Source organism: Bacillus sp. GM2 (assembly GCF_056155945.1).
In genome coordinates, this window is sequence record NZ_JBRKSZ010000008.1 from 1,350,823 (window position 1) to 1,371,693 (window position 20,871).

Below are 20,871 nucleotides of genomic sequence, written 5' to 3' on the forward strand. Positions count from 1 at the left end.
CCGCAGAGGTAAAAAATACCCCCTTTTTTCAAGAAAGGGGTATCAGCGTATCGGCAAATCTTTGTATGCGATGTCAGTCCTCGCTGCCTGAGCGTCTCTCTGCCCCACCCTCTTAAAGCGCTATTCAGCCATTTTTTCTAAGTTGCCGTTCCGGTCCATTTTAAAGGCGGGCGCAGCGTGTTCGTCTTCTTCGAATAAAACTAGTTTTCTTGCACGGTTCATAATTTTTACGAGCGTTTCGTAGTCTTCCTGGATGGTCGACTGGTCTTTTTCCAGCTTTTTGACTTCAGCTTCAAGCTTTTCAACTTTTTTCGTCAGCTCTTCATTTTCCTGTTTTAAGCGTTCATTTTCCATTTTTAAAGCGGCAGTCTGTGCTTCGTTTCCTGTATAGTTTTGCAGGAAGCGGATCACATCATCGATCGTCATGTCTTTCGATGAATCGGCTGTATGGCCGGTCTGCGGCTGGTTTGGCGATAGAAGGTGCGATAAACTAGCTAACTCTTCTTTAAAGCTCTCATCAACATAAGGCAGATGCTCGCTGGCGATCGGCTGCTGTTCGCTTGAATCGGCGGTTGCTTTCTGCTGCTCAACGACGCTTTCTGCAGGCGGTTCAGCTTCTGTTTCGACAGGCGGCTTGTATAATAAGCGTTTTTTCGCCGGCTGGCCGTTTCCAAGGGCGCGCATTCTTTGCTTCCTCTGTTTTTTAGCCAGCTGCAATGCTTTTTCGTATTGGTGGCGGACAACCGCGTTCCATCTAAAACCGCAGGCGGCTGATGTCCTGTTCAGTCTGTCTCCGACTTCCTCGAAGGCGTTCAGCTGTGTGCTGCCTTCTCTGACATGCCGCAATACCGTTTCAGCAAGCAGTAAATCATTCTCCTCAGACCAAGCGTCTTGTCTTTGTTTCATCACTTCTCAACTCCCATTGTCAGTATTGGTATTAGATTGTCCATTTTGGAAAATATTTATACAAGTTTGCTAAAAGAATAGGAACTGATTTTTTTAGCGCGATCCTTGCAGGAATGAAAGAATCCTTGTAAAATGAAGGATGGTGTCATTTTTTATCAAAGTTCGGCACGGTTGAATGCCTTTCATAAAGACAGATGAACAAAACGAAAGGAAGCGTATGAAATGGCTAATGAATTTCGAGTATGCGACGATTGTCAGGCCACTAATTTAAAGACGCTTTTGCCCCGTCTGAAAGAAATCGATCCGGATGCAAAAGTGGAAATCGGCTGCCAGTCTTACTGCGGGCCGGGACGAAAAAAATCGTTCGCGTTTGTCAATAATCGTCCGCTGTCAGCTCCTGATGAAGACGAGCTGATCGAAAAAGTGAAAAAGAAACTCAAAAAATAACCGCCTCCCTAACGGGTCAGGCGTTTTTGCTTGTTTGCCGGCTTTTTTGCGGATTGGAACAAATAGCCGGGTAAATTCAAGGATGTTTTCAAAAAAGCAGACTCGATATAATAGAAACAGACCTAAAAGAAAACAAGCAGATCGGGCAATACTTACAATATACATTTAGTTTTCCGAAGAAAAAGAGACGGATGGGCAGCGATCAGTTTGCCTCACGTTTGAAAAAAAGAGGGACAAAAATGGCGTATCCAAACGGAAAATTATCAGAAGAAAAAGTGTTTAAAGATCCTGTTCACCGCTATGTCCATGTACGGGACAAGCTGATATGGGACTTGATCGGAACCCGTGAATTTCAGAGACTGCGCAGAATCAAACAGCTTGGAACGACCTATTTGACGTTTCACGGAGCCGAACACAGCCGTTTCAACCATTCTCTCGGCGTCTATGAAATTGTCAGAAGAATGGTTGATGACGTTTTTAAAGGCAGGGAGGAATGGGATGACAGCGAGCGTGATCTGTGCCTTTGCGCGGCATTGCTGCACGATTTGGGGCACGGCCCGTTTTCCCATTCGTTTGAAAAGGTCTTCCGGCTTGATCATGAAGATTTTACGAGAGCGATCATTTTAGGCGATACAGAAGTTAACCAAGTGTTAAACAAGGTGAGCCCGACGTTTGCAAAGGATGTCGCTGAGGTCATCGCGAAAACCTATCAAAACAAGCAGGTCGTCAGCCTGATCTCAAGCCAGATTGACGCTGACCGCATGGACTACCTTCAGAGAGACGCCTATTATACCGGCGTCAGCTACGGCCATTTCGATATGGAGCGGATTCTCCGCGTGATGCGGCCGCGCGAAGACCAAATCGTGATTAAGCAAAGCGGAATGCATGCCGTTGAGGATTATATTATGAGCCGGTACCAGATGTACTGGCAGGTCTATTTCCATCCTGTGACAAGAAGCGCGGAAGTGATTTTGACGAAGATTCTTCACCGTGCAAAGCAGCTTCATGAGGAAGGCTATGTTTTCACGCATGCGCCCGTGCATTTTTATTCTATTTTTGAAGGCAATGTCACATTGGAAGATTATTTGAGTCTTGATGAAGCAATCATTCTTTATTATTTTCAGGCCTGGGAAAAAGAAGAGGATGAGGTTTTGTCTGATTTATGCCGCCGTTTTATCAACCGCAGGCTGTTCCAGTATGCGGAATTCAATCCGAATGAGGAAATGGCGACTTACTTTGAACTGACCGCCTTGTTTAAAGAATCAGGGATTGATCCAGATTATTATCTTGTGGTGGATTCGTCCTCAGACCTTCCTTATGATTTCTACAGACCGGGGGAAGAAGAGGAGCGCCTCCCGATTCAGTTGCTGACGCACAACGGCCAGATTAAGGAGCTGTCGCGGCAATCCGATATTGTCGATGCGATATCAGGCAAGCGGAGAACGGACCATAAGCTGTATTTCCCGCTCGATTTAATCGAAGGATTGCCTGACGGCCGTCATGCGAAAAGAATGAAAGAATTGCTCGGACTGATATAGAAAGAAAAGGATGAAGGAGATGGCGGAGATTTGTTAAAAGAACATGCAAAGCTGATGAAGGTCTTCTCGGATTCGGGGGAGATTGTCGGGCGGAAAAAGCTGCAGAAAATTATTTATATCGCAAAGAAATTGGAGCTTCCCTTTTATGAAAAGTATGATTTTCATTTTTACGGGCCGTATTCAGAGGAGCTGACGCTTCAAGTCGAAGAACTTTGCAATCTCGGATTTCTTCATGAAGTCAAAGAAAAAAAAGGCGGCTATTATCAATACCGCTATTCACCCACTGAAGCGGGAAAGCAGTTTTTGAGCCAGTGTGAGCTGGATATGCGGGATATTAAAGCCTATATAGACGACGTGAACGGCCAGTCATCGCGGTTTTTGGAACTGGTGTCGACGATTCTGTATTTTGAAGGACTGGAGCAGGAAGAAATCAGAGAGAAAGTGTTTACCGTAAAAAGCAAGCAGCGGTATACGGACGAAGAATTCGATGAAGCCGTCGCTTACATAAAAAAGCTCAGAGACCTTTGTTCATAAGCCTGCCGGAAAACGGTAGGTTTTTTGTTTTGTTTTTTTGTAAACATTTTGGAATTTTTGTGGGGAAATAGAAAGGAGCAGTAAACAGAACACGTGTAATATTTCCTCTTTTTGGATGAATTGAAGGAATTTTTAGATAACTAGCAGAATCTTTCATTCGTTCAAAAAAAAGGAGGGAATTAGCAGTGAAAAAGCGTTCTTTATTCTTATCTCTATTACTTTCCGTCAGTCTCATCCCCGGTGTGACAGCAGGCGCCGCCAAGGTGGACGGGCACGATCATGACCACGGCCATGAAGTAAAAGGAACTCATATCGATTCTTTGCCTAAAGCGAAAGACTTTAAAGACTTAAAAGGAAAAGTTCAAATTGAAAGAACGGTCAATACGAAAATATTGGATGAGAAAGGAAATGTGACGGGAACGAAAACGTTTAAAAAGAATACGAGCAAAGGGACATTTTCAACCCAGGCAGGCACAGGCAGTCAGAAAGTGAGCGTCCTGGCCGTGGCTGACGCTCAGTATCGCACGAAATACAGCGATTGGCAGACGAGAATCGTCCAAATTATTGAGCAGGCGGATGTCATGTTCAACAGGGATCACGATATTGATTTTGTCGTCGAAGCCGTGGCGCCTTGGACTTCTTCAGGCAGCAACAGCTCTCAAATTCTATCAAACCTTCAGAGCAATTTCAGCGGGCGCAGCTATAAATTTGTCGTCGGATTTACGGCGAACAGCAATTTTGACGCCGGCGGCATCGCATACGTATACAACAGCAAGCCGAACGGCAGCGCCTTCAGCGTAAACCTCGACCAGGGAACGGCCAACACGGCTAAAGCGGCGACCCACGAATTTTCCCATAACTTCGGCTTGAACCACGATGCGCAAGGAAGCGGAATCCGCTGCATTATGAACTACGACTACGCCTACACGGTCGATGTCTGGGATTCGGCTCACAATAGCCAGATCACAAGAAATAAAGCTTGGTATAAATAATAAAAACGGCGTCCCGCATGTAAGCGGCAGACGCCGTTTTCATTACATATCGCTCATTCGTTTGCCGGCGACACCGTAGTTTTCCTTTTTCATTTCCTCAATGATGACTGCAATTTTTTCTGCAGGTGCGCCTGTTGTTTCGGAGACGGCTTCGGTCACTTTTTTCACCAGATTTCTTTTTTGGTCATCTGTGCGGCCTTCCAGCATTTGAACCGTTACGTACGGCATATGTTCTCCTCCTCCTTTTAAAAAATGGCTGCTTACTTTAGCATCAGCTGCTCTTATAGTATACTGGAGATAGTAAATCTTTGTATATGAGAAAGAGGGAAAGCCACATTTTAGACCGTTTTCTTATTTATCCGCTGGAAATGATTCCGTATGTTGTTTTGACACTTGCTGCCGCATTCACCGTGCATGAGGTCGCCCATGCGTATGTGGCTTACAAATTCGGCGATGAGACGGCCAAACGGCAGGGCAGACTGACGCTCAACCCGCTCAAGCATCTTGATCCGTTTGGAACGATTTTGATCTTTATTTTGGGATTCGGATGGGCAAAGCCGGTGCCCGTTAACCGCTTTTATTTTAAAAATCCGAGGCTGGCCGGATTTCTCGTGTCAATCGCAGGACCGATCAGCAACCTGATCCTTGCTTTCATCGGTTTTATATTGCTGCTTTTGTCCGTGAAGCTGTCCGGGACGCTGCCTTCCGGTTTTTACAGCGGCTTGCTTCAATTTTTTACGATTTGGGTGAATCTCAACCTGCTTTTATTTCTGTTTAATTTAATGCCGTTCCCGCCCCTTGACGGTTTTCGGGTTATACAGGATGTGGTCGCCCCCGATGTGCGGGCGAAGCTGTCGAAATATGAGGCGTACGGCTCGATCGTCTTTCTGATCATCGTCATTACGCCGCTTGGCCAATATGTATTCTGGCCGTTTTTGAATGACGGGCGGGAATTGATCATAGAGATATTTAACAGCGTTTTCCGGCCGCTGATGTAGGAGGTATTTTTGATGGAACAAGGAAAAAAGAAAAAAACAATCGGATTCAACATTATTAAAAGCGATCCGACAGACGGGCACGGTGGATTTGGAGCAGGGGCTTTAAGCCTTGACAACATCTCGCCTGTCTTTGTCGATGTCGAAGAGAAAGAAGCGTTTGTTGATATCGGCGCCATGCACGCCCGCAGCACTGTTGAAAAAGGAATCAAATTTTTGCCGAACAAGGAAGAGGTGCCGAACGGAAAACCTTACTGGCTTGTGTGGGTGACGATCGACCGCAGGGAAGAAGGCCCTTATTATGCGGGGGTGACGGCTTGCGAAATGACGGTCGACAGAAGCATCCGCCGCGGCTATAAATCGCTTCCGGAGCACGTGAATTTAATGGATAAGTCGATGAAGCGGAAGATTATTGTCGAGCACATGGATGAAAGTTCCAAGCGCGTTCTTGCCGATTTTCTGAAAAATCATGATCAAGGGCTTTGGGACCGTTCATCAGATGAGCTGAAAAAGGGATTGCTTCAGCAATAGGAAAAAAACCCCCCGGACCGCTGTGAAGTCCGGGGGGGTTCGTCTATCCCGCCCAAAAAAGTTTATTCTTCTTTTTTAAACCATTTTTCCCACCACTTTTTCCGCTTATGGGGAGCGGCGGACTTTTCGCGCCCGGCTTTTTGCTCCTTATAGATTTCTTTTCCGTAGCAAACCTGCTCAGGTTCAGTACCTTCGATAAAATAAGCGAAATATTTGGACGGGCAGCTGGGCGCCGCCGCATAGCCTGTAGCCGGGTCAATATACATCCCTTTCACGCCTTCAGGCGGCTTTAAAGCTGCGGCGGGCGCGTCTTTAAGCGCTTTTTCCATGAATTCGGCCCAAATTTGTTTGGCATAGTTTTTTTCTGCGACGGCATCGATTGTGCGCTCTTTGTCATATCCCGTCCAGACGCCTGAAGCAAGGCCGGGATAAAAGCCGACCATCCAGCTGTCGGTGCTGGTCGTTCCCGATTTTCCGGCGTATGGGCGCGTCAGCTGATCTGCGATCGTCCGCCCGGTAACAGATGTATAGCCGTTGAGTGATTTGTCGAACATTCCGCTCATCATGTCGGCCGTGATAAAAGCCGCTCTTGGGTCAAGGATTTGTTTGCTCCGCTTCGGTTTTTCGTAAAGAACCTCCCCGTTCGAATCGGTAATTTTCGTAATAAAGGAAGGTTCGATTTTTTTTCCGCCATTGGCAAACATGGCGTATCCGTTCACCATTTCAATCGGCTTCACTGGGGATGTTCCGAGCGCAAGCGACGGCACTTTTTGCAGCGGGCTCGTGATGCCGAATTGTTTTGCGGCATCAATCAGTTTGTCCATGCCGAGGAAAAGGTGCGTTTTCACCGCGTAAATGTTATCAGACAAAGCCAGGGCTTGAAGAAGAGTGATTGGGCCGTCTGCGTAATAGCCGTGATAGTTGCTCGGGGAATAAGCGCTGCCTTGCCCGAGCTCAAATGTCGTTTCCGCGCTCCTCATCCGGGTGGCCGGTGTAAAACCGTTTTGAACAGCCGAATAATAAAGGAAAGGCTTCATGGTGGAGCCGGGCTGCCGCATAGCCTGGGTTACGCGGTTAAACGGGCTTTTTTCGTAGTCGCGTCCTCCGACAAGCGCAAGAACGCTGCCGTCGGACGGGTTGATCGCTGCAAACCCTGCCTGAATGTCTGATGACGAATCGATCGTGCGTTCGATTGTGTCCTCGGCAATTTTTTGGAGACGCGGGTTGAGCGTGGTGAATACGTTGTAGCCGCCGGTTTCTGCTTGCTCCGGTGTCAAATGCAGCAAGCGCGCGATTTCTTTAACAGCTTCGTCATAAAAGTACGGAGCGGTTTTAGCGGTTGTTTGCTTATCCTGCTTTTCAAAGCGGAGCGGCAGTTTTTTCAGTTCTGCCGCCTGCTTTTTCGTCAGCTTGTTTTCTTTCTCCATCATTGTCAGGATCATTTCCTGGCGTTCTTTCGCTTTTTTTTCATTAACAAAAGGCGAATAAACGGAAGGACCTTTTGGAATGCCGGCAAGCATCGCGGCCTCCGCCGCATTGATATCCTTGGCCCGTTTGCCAAAATACAGCCGGGAAGCCGCTTCGATCCCGTAGGCTCCATGCCCGTAATAAATCGTATTTAAATAGCCTTCCAAAATATCTTTCTTTGTGTAGTTTTGTTCGAGCCGTATCGTATAAAAAGCTTCATTCCACTTTCTTTTCCATGTTTTATCGTGGCCGAGGTAGAGGTTTCTCGCATATTGCTGTGTAATGGTGCTGGCTCCCTGGACCTTGGACATCGCCTTTAGATCGGCAATGAGGGCGCCGCCCATTCTCATATAGTCGAAGCCGTGGTGCCGGAAGAAGTTCCGGTCTTCAACGGCAAGCGTGGCATCGATGACGGCGGGATTGATGTTCTTCAGCGAAACCCAGTACCGCTTTTGCCCGTAATGCGTCTCCCCCATTTGCTTTCCGCTTCCGTCATACAGCACGGTAGACCTCGGCACCTGAATCGAAGGAGCGCCTTGCCATTTGGCCGCCAGGACTACCGTCATGACAACGATTGAAAGGAAGATCAGCATCAATGCTCCCATGAACAAAAATGCGCGTATCGTCTTGATGGTTAAACGGACCCGCTTGTCCGTCATCATGTCCATGTTCAAATCTCCTCCCGGATAAATAAATGTTCTTATCATTATGAGGAAAAAGAGGAGGATTTAAACAAGCGGGAAGGAAAAAACAGCAGACCCTCGAGCAGCCGATTAACAGAGCAACCGGAGGAATCCTAAGTTTTGGCGGTCGCCGTGGCAGAATAAGCCTTGCGCCTATCTGTGGCAAGCTCAGCCAAAACGGCCGCCGGGAATGGAATGACTCCTGAAAATGAATCGATCCGTCTTTACAATCAGCTGCAATTCCTCTATACTTTTTCCTTAGGCAAAAGCCGATGCTTCAGTGCAGAATAATCGCCGCCGCAGGCGAGAAAAATAGATGGAAATACAGCTTATCACGAAAGGAAGATGACGCTTTGAGCGGACTTTGGTACACAGAGAAGCAAACGAAAAACTTCGGCATTACGATGAAAATCAACAAGACTTTACATACAGAGCAGACGGACTTTCAAAAGCTCGAAATGGCCGAGACGGAAGAATTCGGCAACATGCTGTTTCTTGACGGCATGGTCATGACATCTGAAAAAGATGAATTTGTCTACCACGAAATGGTGGCTCATGTGCCCCTGTTTACGCATCCGAACCCTGAGCATGTCCTTGTGGTCGGCGGCGGAGACGGCGGCGTCATCCGTGAAATTTTGAAGCATCCGAGCGTGAAAAAAGCGACGCTTGTCGATATCGACGGCAAGGTGATCGAATATTCTAAGAAATTTTTGCCTTCCATTGCAGGCAAACTTGACGATCCGCGCGTCGAAGTAAAGGTCGATGACGGCTTCATGCACATTGCACAATCTGAAAATGAGTATGATGTCATCATGGTCGATTCAACCGAGCCTGTAGGGCCGGCTGTCAATTTGTTTACAAAAGGCTTTTACGCCGGCATAGCAAATGCGCTAAAGGAAGACGGCATTTTCGTTGCTCAGACGGACAACCCTTGGTTTACACCTGAACTGATCACTAACGTTCAGCGCGATGTAAAAGAGATCTTCCCGATCACAAAGCTGTATTTGGCCAACATTCCGACATATCCAAGCGGATTGTGGACGTTTACGATCGGCTCGAAAAAATACGATCCTCTTGAAGTGGAGGACAGCCGCTTCTTCGATATTGAGACGAAATATTATACAAAAGACATTCATAAAGCGGCATTCGTCCTTCCGAAATTCGTCAGCGATTTAATCAAATAAAACAGTTTGGCGCAGGATGGCATTCTGCGCTTTTTTTCAGGGAGGTTTTTGAAGATGAGATTTGATGAAGCATATTCCGGCAAGGTGTTTATTGCAAGCCGCCCCGATTGGGAAGAGGCGGACGCCATCCTTTACGGCATGCCGATGGATTGGACGGTCAGCTACCGTCCCGGTTCGCGCTTCGGTCCCGCGAGAATCCGCGAGGTGTCCATCGGGCTTGAAGAATACAGCCCTTATTTGGACAGGGAGCTGGACGAGGTTCATTTCTTTGACGCCGGCGACATCCCGCTGCCTTTCGGGAACCCGCAGAAGAGCCTAGACATGATTGAAGAATATGTTGACAGCATTTTAGAAAAAGGAAAATTCCCGCTCGGAATGGGGGGAGAGCACCTCGTTTCATGGCCGGTCATTAAAGCGATGTACAAAAAATATCCCGATCTTGCCATCATCCATATGGATGCGCACACAGACCTCCGCGTCGACTATGAAGGAGAGCCGCTCTCGCATTCGACGCCGATCCGCAAAGCAGCGGAACTGATCGGTCCCGGCAATGTCTATTCATTCGGCATCCGCTCCGGTATGAAAGAAGAGTTTGAATGGGCAAACGAAAACGGCATGCACATTTCCAAATTTGAAGTGCTTGAGCCGCTTAAAGCCGTCCTGCCGAAACTCGCGGGGCGTCCGGTTTATGTGACGATTGACATCGATGTCTTAGATCCCGCACATGCGCCGGGAACCGGTACGGTTGACGCCGGAGGCATCACATCAAAAGAGCTGCTCGCTTCGATTCACGAAATCGCCCGCTCAGACGTCAACGTCGTTGGAGGAGACCTTGTTGAGGTCGCTCCGGTCTACGACCATTCGGAACAAACCGCAAATACGGCAAGCAAGCTGATTCGCGAAATGCTGCTCGGCTGGGTGAAATAAACAGGCTGTCCTTTTTCGGGACGGCTTTTTTCTTAGAAAATAGTTTATCTTCCCGTCCGTTCTGTTAAGATGGTATAAAGGAGCAGCGGTTGAACTTTTTTTCCCGAATGATTATACTAATCAAGTCAAATCGGATCAAAAAAGGAAGTGTCGGAATGGATCAGGAGACACCCGTTAATATCCATGTGAAATCTGTTATCCGGGAAGGATCGGACACAGAAACGATCGAGTTCCGGACAACTGGGTTTTATTATATGAAAAAAGATAAAATATATCTTTCTTATCATGAAGAGCATGATGCGGGAAAGGTGAAGACGATCGTCAAAGCAAGCGAAAACGAAGTTCTAGTGATGCGTTCCGGCGCCATTGAAATGAAACAGCGTTTCAGGCCGGGCAGCCGCACCGTCACACATTATAAAATGCCTTTCGGCAGGCTCGAGCTTGGCGTGGATACAAAATCCGTATCAGTCACCCGGCAGCCGCCAAACGGAAAGATCAGCGTTGAGTACGATATGATTGTAAGCGATGAACAAAAGCATTTACATATGATGTCGATTTCGTATAGAGGAGGACACGAGTCATGAACATAGTCGAACAAATGAAAGATGTGCTGAAGCAGGAAATTAAAGAAGCTGTCATGAAAGCCGGCCTCGCCGCAGAAAGCGAGATTCCCGAAGTCGTATTGGAAGTCCCGAAAGACAAGGCGCATGGCGACTATTCCACTAACATGGCGATGCAGCTGGCGAGAATCGCCAAAAAAGCGCCGCGGAATATTGCCGAGGAAATCGTCGCATCCTTTGACAAAGGAAAAGCGTCGATCGACAAACTTGATATCGCAGGACCGGGCTTTATCAATTTCTACATGAACAATCAATATTTAACGAAGCTCATTCCGGCTGTGCTTGAAGCAGGAGAGGCCTACGGTGAAACAAATATCGGGGGCGGAGAACGCGTTCAGGTGGAATTCGTCTCAGCAAACCCGACGGGCAACCTGCATCTTGGACATGCCCGCGGAGCCGCTGTCGGAGATTCTCTCTGCAATGTACTTGAAAAAGCGGGGTATGAAGTGAGCCGCGAATATTATATCAACGATGCCGGCAATCAAATCAACAACCTCGCATTATCCGTCGAGGCACGTTACTTTCAGGCGCTTGGAAAAGACAAGCCGATGCCTGAAGACGGATATCACGGCGAAGATATTAAGGAAATCGGCCGAAAGCTCGCCGATGAATTCGGCGACCGTTTTGTTCATGAAGAAGAGAGCGAACGCCTCGCGTTTTTCCGCGAATACGGCTTAAAGTACGAATTGGGCAAACTTCGTGAAGACCTCGAGAATTTCCGTGTCCCATTTGATGTCTGGTACTCAGAGACATCGCTTTACCAAAACGGGAAGATCGATCAGGCGCTCGAAGCCCTTCGCGAAAAAGGGCACATCTATGAAGAAGACGGGGCGACATGGTTCTGCTCGACGGCGTTCGGCGATGACAAAGACCGCGTCCTGATCAAAAAAGACGGGTCCTACACGTATCTTCTGCCTGACATTGCTTATCACAAAGACAAGCTTGACCGCGGCTTCCAAAAGCTGATCAACGTATGGGGAGCGGACCATCACGGCTATATCCCGCGCATGAAAGCGGCCATTGAAGCGCTCGGTTATGACAAAGAAACGCTTGAGGTCGAGATCATCCAGCTCGTCCACCTCTACAAGAACGGCGAAAAAATGAAAATGAGCAAAAGAACCGGAAAAGCTGTGACAATGCGCGATCTCATTGATGAGGTCGGCCTTGACGCGGTGCGTTACTTCTTTGCGATGCGCAGCGCCGATACGCACATGGACTTTGACCTTGACCTGGCTGTCTCCACATCGAATGAAAACCCGGTTTACTACGCGCAGTACGCTCATGCGAGAATTTGCAGCATGCTGCGACAAGGTGAAGAAAAAGGTATTTCATTTGAAGGGAACCTTGATCTGACGAAAATCGCTTCTGAAAAAGAGTATGATCTGCTTAAAGTGATCGGCTCGTTCCCTGAGGCTGTCGCCGATGCCGCAGAGAAGCGGATTCCGCACCGCATTACAAACTATATTTTTGAATTGGCATCTGTGCTCCACAGCTTTTACAATGCTGAGAAAGTTCTCGATCCCGCAGATGAAGAAAAAAGCCGGGCGCGTCTATCATTGATGAAGGCAACACAAATCACATTAAATAATGCACTCAAGCTGATCGGCGTATCAGCTCCTGAAAAAATGTAAAACGAATCCCCCGTCCTTTGAACGGGGGATTTTTTCTTTATTTGGTGAGGAGGCGTCTCACACAAAGGAAGGTCCGCCGCCTTTCCTTATTGAACTTGAGCGTCAGAAAGTATCGATTGTGCTTTTCTTACTAACTCCTGCGCCATCTTCCCTTCGATGACAATCAGGCACTCATTTTCGCGATTGGCCATTCTGAACATTTCCAGCTCAATTAAATCTTTAATTTTGCACATCGTTTTTCTTGAGCATATATAAAGCTGATGTCTGGCTGAGCGGCAAAGCCTGTACAGCTCAATCAAGTTTTTTAACGTCATCGATTGTGCGCGGAGCTTAATCGACTCTGCTTGGTTCATCATATATCCCTCCGTATGTAATCATCACTTTGGTGAAATGTTACCCGCATGTTATGCAGGATAAACGTACGATTCATAAAAAGTATGAAATCGATTTCGCCAGCCATTCGACGGGCCGCTGCATCACCGGCCGCTTCGCATACCGCTCCTTTGTCAGAAGCTCGGCGTGTTCAATGCTTTCCTTGACGACGTCAAAGAATTGTTTTGCCCAGTCTTTATCATGGATGACGACATTCACTTCATCATTGAGAAACAGGCTTCGGTTGTCAAAATTCGATGTTCCGATCATCACATGCCGGTCGTCGACGATCAATGCTTTTGCATGATAAAAGCCTCTGTAGTACCGGTAAATATAGCAGCCCGCTTCCAAAAGTGCGGGAAAGTTCGTGTAGGCGGCCTCTTTGACAAGCGGATGGTCGGCTTTCATCGGCACGAGAATCGACACGATCACGCCCCTTTCCCTGGCTGAAAGAACAGCCTGCTGCAAAGCCGGACTCGGAATATAGTACGGCGTGCAAATCATGATTCTTTCTTTTGCCTGATCAATAAATGAAATATATTTTTTTTCCAGAGAAAACCCCTTTGTCGCATGCATCGCATGGGTGACAGCTCCTTGATGGAGCGGCGGGAACATGCCGCTGTCCGGCTGTTCCTGCGGCGCTTCTCTTTTGAAGTCTGATAAAAAAATGTGCTGCAAGTCGGCAACACCTTCCCCCGTCATTCGCAAATGGTAATCCTTCCACGGGCCGAACTCCGCTTTTTTACCAAGGTATTCTTTCGCAATGTTAAATCCGCCCACATAGCCGATCTTTCCGTCTATGACGGCGATTTTCCGGTGATTTCTTGCATTCAGCCGATAAAAGAAATAAGGGAAGCCCGGCTTGTTGACAAAAAAAACGTGCGCTCCGCTTTGTTTCAAGCCTGACAGCGTTTTTTTCTTTACCTTCATCGCGCCGATCCGGTCAATCAGCAAGCGTACGCCTACGCCGGCTTTCGCTTTATCCTTCAGCACTTTCAAAAATGCAAGGCTGATATCATCGTTCTTCACAATATAAAACATGACATGCACCGATGATTCGGCCTGGCGGATGTCATCCAGCAGCCGCTCACACAAGTCTTCTCCATTATGAATCAGTTCAATATCGCTTTTCTTCTCTGAAAAAACGGGTTCGTAGGCTTTCTTCTCAAAGGCTTTGCGGCCGAAACGGAAATCGAGCGCAAGAAGCAGGATGAGAAAACATACCATAATCATAAGCGGCACCAATGAAGACACTCCCTTTTTTCGTGTAAAGAATAGTGTCCCCCTAATTTCCTGCATTTATGAAAACATATTGACTGAACACTCATTCATTATTTAAGATAAAGGTAGTTCAAGGGGATTTAAGGTTGGGGAAATGAAAGGGGGAGCAGCTGATGAATGTCTTATTGTGGTTGAATTTCATTGCGTTTTTAGGTGTAACCGCTTACGCCGTTTATCTGTTTGTCTACTTGATCCGAACGAGAATCAGTTACATCAGGCTCGGACAAAAAGAGGATTTTGATAAGCGGACGAAGGAGCGCCTTCAAAAGATATGGGAGAACGTGTTCGGCCAAAAGAAACTGCTTAAAGATAAAAAAAGCGGCATTATCCACGTCATGTTTTTTTACGGCTTTATTCTCGTTCAGTTCGGAGCGATCGATTTTATTTTGAAAGGGCTCGTTCCCGATCAAGGACTTCCGCTTGGCAGCGTCTACCCGGCGTTTACGTTTTTTCAGGAAATCGTCACGCTGATGATTTTAATTGCGGTGGTCTGGGCCTTTCACAGGCGCTATATTGAAAAACTCGTCAGACTGAAGCGCAATTTTAAGTCGGGGATCGTACTCATGCTGATCGGCGGCTTGATGTTTACCGTTTTACTCGGAAACGGTATGAACATGATCTGGCATGAACATTCATTATCATGGCACGAACCAATGGCATCAGGCATCGCTTTTGTCCTCGGCTTCATGGGAGAAACCGCCTCAGCGGCAGTGTTCTATGCGGCATGGTGGGCGCATCTTCTCATCTTACTGACATTTTTAGTCTATGTGCCGCAGTCAAAGCACGCCCACTTAATTGCCGGACCGGCAAACGTATTTTTCAGCCGGCTGACAAACCCGGGAAAGCTTCAAAAAATCGATTTTGAAGATGAAACAAAAGAAACATTCGGCGTCGGACGGATCGAGGAATTCAGGCAATCCCAGCTGATCGACCTTTACGCGTGCGTTGAATGCGGGCGCTGTACCAATATGTGCCCGGCTACCGGAACAGGCAAGATGCTTTCTCCGATGGATCTGATTTTGCGGCTCAGAGACCATTTGACAGAAAAGGGAGCAGCAGTAACATCGAAAACGCCTTGGGTTCCCGCGCCGCTCTTTCAGCATACGAAAGGCAACCAGCTGGCCATGGCGGCAGGGGGAGAAGGATCAAGAGAAGCGGCTGCTTCAGAACTTTACAACCCGAGCTTAATCGGCGACATCATCACAGAAGAGGAAATTTGGGCATGCACAACGTGCCGGAATTGTGAAGATCAGTGCCCTGTCATGAATGAGCACGTCGACAAGATCATCGATCTCCGCCGCTATCTCGTGCTCACAGAAGGAAAAATGGATGCAGATGCCCAGCGCGCCATGACGAGCATTGAAAGACAGGGCAACCCTTGGGGATTAAACAGAAAAGAACGCGAAAACTGGCGTGACATGAGAGACGACGTTGAGGTGCCGACAGTGAAGGAAATGAAGAAAAAAGGCGAGTCCTTTGAATACCTGTTTTGGGTCGGGTCGATGGGATCGTATGACCGGAGAAGCCAAAAGATCGCCATGGCTTTCGCGCGCCTTCTCAATCAAGCCGGGGTCACGTTCGCAATTTTAGGCAATAAAGAAAAAAATTCAGGCGATACGCCGAGGCGGCTTGGCAACGAGTTTTTATTCCAGGAGCTTGCCGCAAAAAACATTGAGGAATTTGAAAAAAATGATGTTCGAAAAATTGTAACCATTGATCCGCATGCATACAATATTTTTAAAAATGAATATCCTGATTTTGGTCTGAAAGCGGAGGTGTATCATCATACAGAAATGCTCGCTGCCCTTATTGAAGAAGGAAGGCTGAAACCTGAGTTTCCGGTTCACGAAACCGTCACCTTTCATGATTCATGCTATTTGGGCCGCTACAATGAGGTTTACGATCCGCCGCGCGCTATTCTGCGCTCCATTCCGGGCATCCGTTTAGCAGAAATGGAACGCAGCCGTGAAAACGGAATGTGCTGCGGAGCGGGGGGCGGTCTCATGTGGATGGAGGAAGAGGCGGGCACAAGGATTAACGTTGCCAGAACGGAGCAGGCGCTCAGCACATCACCTTCTGTCATCAGTTCGGGCTGTCCGTATTGTTTGACGATGCTCGGCGACGGAACAAAAGCCAAGGAAATGGAGGATCAGGTCGGCACCTACGATGTGGCGGAGCTGCTTGAACGCGCCGTATTCGGCTCAGAACAAAAAGAACATGCTTCATAGACGGATTTCATGTTTTGAATAAAGAAGGTGTGAGCCGGATCTCCGCCTTCTTTTATCTTCGGGATGCACAAATCATAATAAGGGGAGAGGATGTCAGGTGGCGAGATCGGTTATTGCAGGCGGCGCGCGCACGCCTTTTGGAAAACTCGGAGGCGCGCTTCAGTCAAAGACGGCAGCGGAGCTCGGCGGAATCGCCGTAAAAGAAGCATTAAAACGTTCCGGTGTACATCCTGAGGATGTCGATGAAGTCATTATGGGTTCCGTTCTTCAAGGCGGACAGGGGCAGCTGCCGTCGAGACAGGCCGCGCGTTTTGCGGGACTGCCATGGGACGTCAGAACGGAAACGATTAATAAAGTGTGCGCTTCAGGTTTAAGAAGCGTCACAATGGCGGATCAGATCATCAGGGCCGGTGATGCGGAGGTCATTGCAGCAGGAGGTATGGAATCGATGTCAAACGCCCCTTATTTGCTTCAAAAAGCGAGATGGGGGCTGAGAATGGGAGACGGAGCGGTTAAAGATTTGATGATCACAGACGGGCTGACATGCTCATTTACGGGCGTTCATATGGGCTCCTACGGAAATGCCGCTGCGAAAGAGTTGGAGATTGCCAGGGAAGAGCAGGATCGGTGGGCGCTCAGGAGCCACATGCGAGCCGTACAGGCTGCGGATTCAGGCGCGCTTGGAGAAGAGATCGTCCCGGTTCGTATACCGCAGAAGCGAGGCGGCGAATTAACGGTCGATCAAGATGAAGCTCCGCGGCGCGACACGTCATTGGAAAGGCTGTCACAGCTTGCTCCGGTTTTTGACCATGACGGGACCATTACTGCGGGAAACGCGCCGGGTGTAAATGACGGGGCATGTTCGCTTATCGTGATGAATGAAGACAGGGCAAAGGAACTCAATGTGAAGGCGTCCGCCGTCATTAAAGCGCATACATCCATTGCAGTCGAAGCCAAAGACTTCCCGAAAACCCCAGGGCTTGTCATCAGAGAACTGCTTGACAAAACCGGAGCTGAACTTTCTGATATCAAACTGTTTGAAATCAATGAAGCTTTCGCCGCGGTAGCTTTGGCAAGCGGAAAGATCGCGGGCCTTGACATGGAGAAGGTCAATGTCAACGGCGGCGCCATTGCGCTTGGCCATCCGATCGGCGCGAGCGGGGCAAGAATCATTTTGACGCTTATGTACGAATTAAAACGGCGCGGCGGCGGTACAGGTATTGCTGCCATTTGCAGCGGCGGCGGTCAGGGAGACGCCGTGATGATCGAGGTATAAAAAGGGGGATTTTAAATGAAAAAAGACACGATCATGGTCATCGGAGCCGGCCAGATGGGGGCCGGGATCGCCCAGGTCTCTGCCCAGGCCGGATACAATGTTTACATGCACGACGTATCACCTGACCAAATTGAAAAGGGAATGAAGCGCATTTCCGGCCAGCTAGTCAGACAGGCGGAAAAAGGCAAGCTTCCACATGGAGACGTGCAGCAAATCTACCAGCGTCTTTCTCCTTCGGCTTCACTCGACGAAGCGCGGGAAGCTTTTCTCATCATTGAAGCGGCTGTTGAGCAAATGGATGTAAAAAAAGAGATTTTCAAACGGCTTGATGAAGTGACCGAAGACTCAGCTATATTGGCATCAAATACATCGTCATTGTCGATTACGGAACTCGCTTCCGTCACGAAAAAACCTCAGAATGTCATCGGCATGCATTTTATGAACCCGGTTCCGGTCATGCAGCTTGTCGAGGTCATCAGGGGGCTTGAGACGAGCGGTGAAACATATGAAACCGTCGTGGCTGCGGCGGAGCGGATGAACAAGGTTCCGATCGAGGTGCGGGATTTTCCGGGATTTATCTCCAACCGCATTTTAATGCCGATGATTAATGAGGCGGTTTTTGCGCTTTATGAAGGCGTCGCCGAGAAAGAAAGCATAGACGGCATCATGAAGCTTGGCATGAACCATCCGATGGGCCCGCTGGCTCTCGCTGATCTGATCGGTCTGGATACGTGTCTGTATATTATGGAGACGCTGCATGAAGGCTTTGGCGATGATAAATACCGGCCATGTCCGCTCCTTAAACAATATGTCAGCGCAGGACGTCTCGGAAAGAAAACGGGCAGAGGGTTTTACACGTACGAAAAGCAGCCGACATAAGGAGGGGTGAGCTTGAATTTTCAGTTTACAGAAGAGCAGACCCGCATGCAGAAGATTGTCAGGCAATTTGTTAAACAGGAGGTCGCTCCTTTTGTACCTGAAATGGAGAAAGGGCGTTTTCCAACCTCTCTTTTGAAGAAAATGGCGGAGCGCGGCTGGATGGGGATTCCGATACCGGCTAAGTACAGCGGAGCCGGTCATGACTTTATCACCTATATGATGACCATCCATGAGCTGTCAAAGAAAAGCGCCGTTCTTGGCGCGGTTCTATCTGTACACACGTCAATAGTCACCATTCCCATTCTTTTATACGGAAATGAGTGGCAAAAAGAGCACTATGTTAAAAAGCTGGCAGCAGGGCAGTACTTGGGAGCTTTTTGTTTAACTGAACCGAGTGCCGGTTCCGATGCGGGCAGTCTAAAAACAAGGGCCGAAAAGCGCGGCGATACCTATGTGCTGAACGGAACGAAAGTTTTTATCACAAACGGCGGAGCCGCCGACATTTATCTTGTTTTTGCTTCAACCGATCCGAAAGCGGGAACGGGAGGCATTTCGGCTTTTATCGTGGAGAAGGGCGCGCCGGGCTTTTTCATCGGAAAAAATGAAGAGAAAATGGGGCTTCACGGTTCGCTGACGGTCACTTTAAATTTTGATAACGCTGTTATTCCCGCCCGGCAGCTGCTGGGGGAGGAAGGAAAAGGATTCAAAATGGCCCTTTCCAATCTGGATACCGGGCGGATCGGCATTGCGGCGCAGGCACTGGGCATCGCCGAAGGAGCGCTTTCTGAAGCCGTCCAATTTCTAAAAAAACGGTATCCGGACGGAGAGCTGTATAAGAACGGGCAAGGGCTTGCCTTTAAGCTGGCCGACATGGCGGCAAGGACAGAGGCAGCCAGGCTTCTCGTCTATCAGGCCGCTTCATTGAAACAGCAAGGCGTGCAAACGGGAAAGGCTGCTTCAATGGCCAAACTGTTCGCTTCGGAAACGGCGATGTATGTCGCCGGAGAGGCCGTGCAGCTGCTCGGAGATTTTGGATATACAAAGGATTTCAACGCTGAACGATATTTCAGAGATGCGAAAGTGTGTGAAATTTATGAGGGCACAAGCGAGATCCAGCGGATCGTCATCGGTAAGCATTTATAAGGGGGGAAAAGAATGATCTTTAAGCTGAGTGAAGAGCACCAAATGATACAGAAGATGGTGCGCGACTTTGCCCGTCAAGAGGTGGAGCCGACTGCAAAGGAGCGGGATGAGGAAGAGCGGTTTGATATGGAACTGTTTGCCAAAATGGCGGAATTGGGGCTGACGGGAATACCGTGGCCTGAGGAATACGGGGGGATCGGCAGCGACTATCTCGCCTATGTCATCGCGGTTGAAGAGCTTTCCAAAATCTGCGCCTCAACGGGCGTTACCTTGTCAGCCCATACTTCGCTTGCAGGCTGGCCGATTTATGCATTCGGAACGGAAGAACAGAAGCAGGAATACTTAAAGCCGATGGCCCGCGGTGAAAAGATAGGCGCCTACGGATTGACGGAGCCCGGTTCAGGTTCTGATGCCGGCGGTATGAAAACGACCGCGGTCAGAAATGGTGATGATTATATTTTAAACGGAACGAAGATCTTTATCACAAACGGCGGAATTGCAGACATCTACATCGTGTTTGCCAACCTTGCGCCGGAACAGAAGCACAAAGGCACAACCGCTTTTATCGTTGAAAAGGATTTTCCCGGTTTTTCTGTCGGGAAAAAAGAAAGGAAACTGGGCATCCGTTCATCGCCGACAACCGAAATTATCTTTCAGGACTGCCGCGTGCCTTTAAAAAACCGCCTTGGCGGGGAAGGTGAAGGCTTTAAAATCGCAATGCAGACGCTTGATGGAGGCAGAAACGGAATTGCCGCTCAAGCCGTCGGGATTGCCCAGGGCGCATTTGAGGCGGCGAAGGTGTATGCGAAAGAGCGGAAGCAATTCGGCAGGCCGATCGCCGAGCAGCAGGGCATCGCTTTTAAACTGGCTGATATGGCAACGGAGATTGAAGCTTCAAGGCTTTTAACCTACCAGGCGGCATGGCTGGAATCAGAGGGGCTGCCTTATGGAAAAGCTTCCGCCATGTCGAAGCTATACGCAGGGGATACGGCTATGAAAGTGACGACAGAGGCCGTGCAAATCTTCGGCGGATACGGCTACACAAAGGATTATCCGGTCGAGCGCTTTATGCGCGATGCAAAAATCACTCAAATCTATGAAGGAACACAGGAAATTCAGAAGCTCGTCATTTCGAGAATGCTGATGAAATAAGGGTGGAAAACAGCCGTCTGGCACGGTTTGGGCTGCTGCCGGCGGACAGGCCGCCGAGGCAGTTTTTTTCGTTTTCAAGGGGCCG

General features: G+C 48.5%; 20 protein-coding genes. 15 read left to right on the forward strand and 5 right to left on the reverse strand.

Going from position 1 to position 20,871, the window contains the following annotated elements:
• Positions 1 to 120: 120 nt before the first annotated feature.
• Positions 121 to 909: an RsfA family transcriptional regulator gene (locus tag ACVC9U_RS21445; RefSeq protein ID WP_130627153.1), complete on the reverse strand. Its 789-nt coding sequence runs from the start codon at positions 907 to 909 to the stop codon at positions 121 to 123.
• 219 nt (positions 910 to 1,128) lie between these two features.
• On the opposite strand from ACVC9U_RS21445, the gene ACVC9U_RS21450 reads away from it, so the two are divergent.
• The 4 genes from ACVC9U_RS21450 to ACVC9U_RS21465 all read left to right on the forward strand — a co-directional run bounded on the left by ACVC9U_RS21450 (position 1,129) and on the right by ACVC9U_RS21465 (position 4,417).
• A complete protein-coding gene (locus ACVC9U_RS21450; RefSeq protein WP_003186096.1) occupies positions 1,129 to 1,353 on the forward strand; it encodes a YuzB family protein in 225 nt (74 codons plus the stop codon).
• 239 nt (positions 1,354 to 1,592) lie between these two features.
• Entirely contained in the window at positions 1,593 to 2,891 is a 1,299-nt protein-coding gene (locus ACVC9U_RS21455; RefSeq protein WP_025810625.1) for an HD domain-containing protein, read from the forward strand.
• 30 nt (positions 2,892 to 2,921) lie between these two features.
• Complete coding sequence (locus tag ACVC9U_RS21460; protein ID WP_020453309.1) at positions 2,922 to 3,425, forward strand: YwgA family protein; 504 nt, start codon at positions 2,922 to 2,924, stop codon at positions 3,423 to 3,425.
• Positions 3,426 to 3,610: 185 nt separating this feature from the next.
• Entirely contained in the window at positions 3,611 to 4,417 is an 807-nt protein-coding gene (locus ACVC9U_RS21465) for a zinc-dependent metalloprotease (protein WP_020453308.1), read from the forward strand.
• 42 nt (positions 4,418 to 4,459) lie between these two features.
• Here ACVC9U_RS21465 and ACVC9U_RS21470 read toward each other — a convergent pair whose 3' ends face one another.
• Positions 4,460 to 4,645, reverse strand: coding sequence for a 2-hydroxymuconate tautomerase (locus ACVC9U_RS21470; RefSeq protein WP_020453307.1), 186 nt, complete (start codon positions 4,643 to 4,645; stop codon positions 4,460 to 4,462).
• 86 nt (positions 4,646 to 4,731) lie between these two features.
• On the opposite strand from ACVC9U_RS21470, the gene ACVC9U_RS21475 reads away from it, so the two are divergent.
• Together ACVC9U_RS21475 and ACVC9U_RS21480 are read left to right on the forward strand one after the other, a co-directional pair.
• Positions 4,732 to 5,415, forward strand: coding sequence for a site-2 protease family protein (locus ACVC9U_RS21475; RefSeq protein ID WP_223254825.1), 684 nt, complete (start codon positions 4,732 to 4,734; stop codon positions 5,413 to 5,415).
• Positions 5,416 to 5,427: 12 nt separating this feature from the next.
• Positions 5,428 to 5,943, forward strand: a complete 516-nt coding sequence (locus ACVC9U_RS21480; protein ID WP_020453305.1) for a YwhD family protein — start codon at positions 5,428 to 5,430, stop codon at positions 5,941 to 5,943.
• A gap of 62 nt (positions 5,944 to 6,005) precedes the next feature.
• Here ACVC9U_RS21480 and ACVC9U_RS21485 read toward each other — a convergent pair whose 3' ends face one another.
• On the reverse strand, positions 6,006 to 8,078 hold the full coding sequence (locus ACVC9U_RS21485; protein WP_075751578.1) for a transglycosylase domain-containing protein: 2,073 nt from the start codon (positions 8,076 to 8,078) through the stop codon (positions 6,006 to 6,008).
• Positions 8,079 to 8,446: 368 nt separating this feature from the next.
• Here ACVC9U_RS21485 and speE point away from each other — a divergent pair, with 368 nt between their 5' ends.
• The 4 genes from speE (at position 8,447) to argS (ending at position 12,455) form a co-directional block, all read left to right on the forward strand.
• Positions 8,447 to 9,277, forward strand: a complete 831-nt coding sequence (gene speE, locus ACVC9U_RS21490; protein ID WP_075751577.1) for a spermidine synthase — start codon at positions 8,447 to 8,449, stop codon at positions 9,275 to 9,277.
• A gap of 54 nt (positions 9,278 to 9,331) precedes the next feature.
• Positions 9,332 to 10,204, forward strand: a complete 873-nt coding sequence (speB, locus tag ACVC9U_RS21495; protein WP_059230843.1) for an agmatinase — start codon at positions 9,332 to 9,334, stop codon at positions 10,202 to 10,204.
• Between the two features lie 155 nt (positions 10,205 to 10,359).
• Positions 10,360 to 10,788 (forward strand): YwiB family protein, encoded by a 429-nt coding sequence (locus tag ACVC9U_RS21500; RefSeq protein ID WP_020453301.1) that lies wholly within the window; start codon positions 10,360 to 10,362, stop codon positions 10,786 to 10,788.
• Complete coding sequence (argS, locus tag ACVC9U_RS21505; RefSeq protein WP_441391499.1) at positions 10,785 to 12,455, forward strand: arginine--tRNA ligase; 1,671 nt, start codon at positions 10,785 to 10,787, stop codon at positions 12,453 to 12,455. Before ACVC9U_RS21500 ends, argS begins: the two co-directional genes overlap by 4 nt.
• Positions 12,456 to 12,541: 86 nt before the next feature.
• Here the strand turns inward: argS and ACVC9U_RS21510 are convergent, their stop codons facing one another.
• Both ACVC9U_RS21510 and cls read right to left on the reverse strand, forming a co-directional pair.
• On the reverse strand, positions 12,542 to 12,808 hold the full coding sequence (locus ACVC9U_RS21510) for a hypothetical protein (RefSeq protein WP_023857054.1): 267 nt from the start codon (positions 12,806 to 12,808) through the stop codon (positions 12,542 to 12,544).
• 73 nt (positions 12,809 to 12,881) lie between these two features.
• Positions 12,882 to 14,072: a cardiolipin synthase gene (gene cls, locus ACVC9U_RS21515; RefSeq protein ID WP_020453298.1), complete on the reverse strand. Its 1,191-nt coding sequence runs from the start codon at positions 14,070 to 14,072 to the stop codon at positions 12,882 to 12,884.
• 149 nt (positions 14,073 to 14,221) lie between these two features.
• Here cls and ACVC9U_RS21520 point away from each other — a divergent pair, with 149 nt between their 5' ends.
• From ACVC9U_RS21520 to ACVC9U_RS21540, 5 genes are all read left to right on the forward strand, one after another.
• On the forward strand, positions 14,222 to 16,336 hold the full coding sequence (locus tag ACVC9U_RS21520; RefSeq protein WP_441391500.1) for a (Fe-S)-binding protein: 2,115 nt from the start codon (positions 14,222 to 14,224) through the stop codon (positions 16,334 to 16,336).
• Between the two features lie 97 nt (positions 16,337 to 16,433).
• Positions 16,434 to 17,612, forward strand: a complete 1,179-nt coding sequence (locus tag ACVC9U_RS21525; protein ID WP_441391501.1) for an acetyl-CoA C-acetyltransferase — start codon at positions 16,434 to 16,436, stop codon at positions 17,610 to 17,612.
• A 15-nt stretch (positions 17,613 to 17,627) separates the two neighbouring features.
• On the forward strand, positions 17,628 to 18,491 hold the full coding sequence (locus ACVC9U_RS21530; RefSeq protein WP_075751572.1) for a 3-hydroxybutyryl-CoA dehydrogenase: 864 nt from the start codon (positions 17,628 to 17,630) through the stop codon (positions 18,489 to 18,491).
• A gap of 12 nt (positions 18,492 to 18,503) precedes the next feature.
• Positions 18,504 to 19,634: an acyl-CoA dehydrogenase family protein gene (locus ACVC9U_RS21535; protein WP_441391502.1), complete on the forward strand. Its 1,131-nt coding sequence runs from the start codon at positions 18,504 to 18,506 to the stop codon at positions 19,632 to 19,634.
• Positions 19,635 to 19,646: 12 nt separating this feature from the next.
• Positions 19,647 to 20,786, forward strand: a complete 1,140-nt coding sequence (locus tag ACVC9U_RS21540) for an acyl-CoA dehydrogenase (protein ID WP_075751570.1) — start codon at positions 19,647 to 19,649, stop codon at positions 20,784 to 20,786.
• Positions 20,787 to 20,871: the final 85 nt, after the last annotated feature.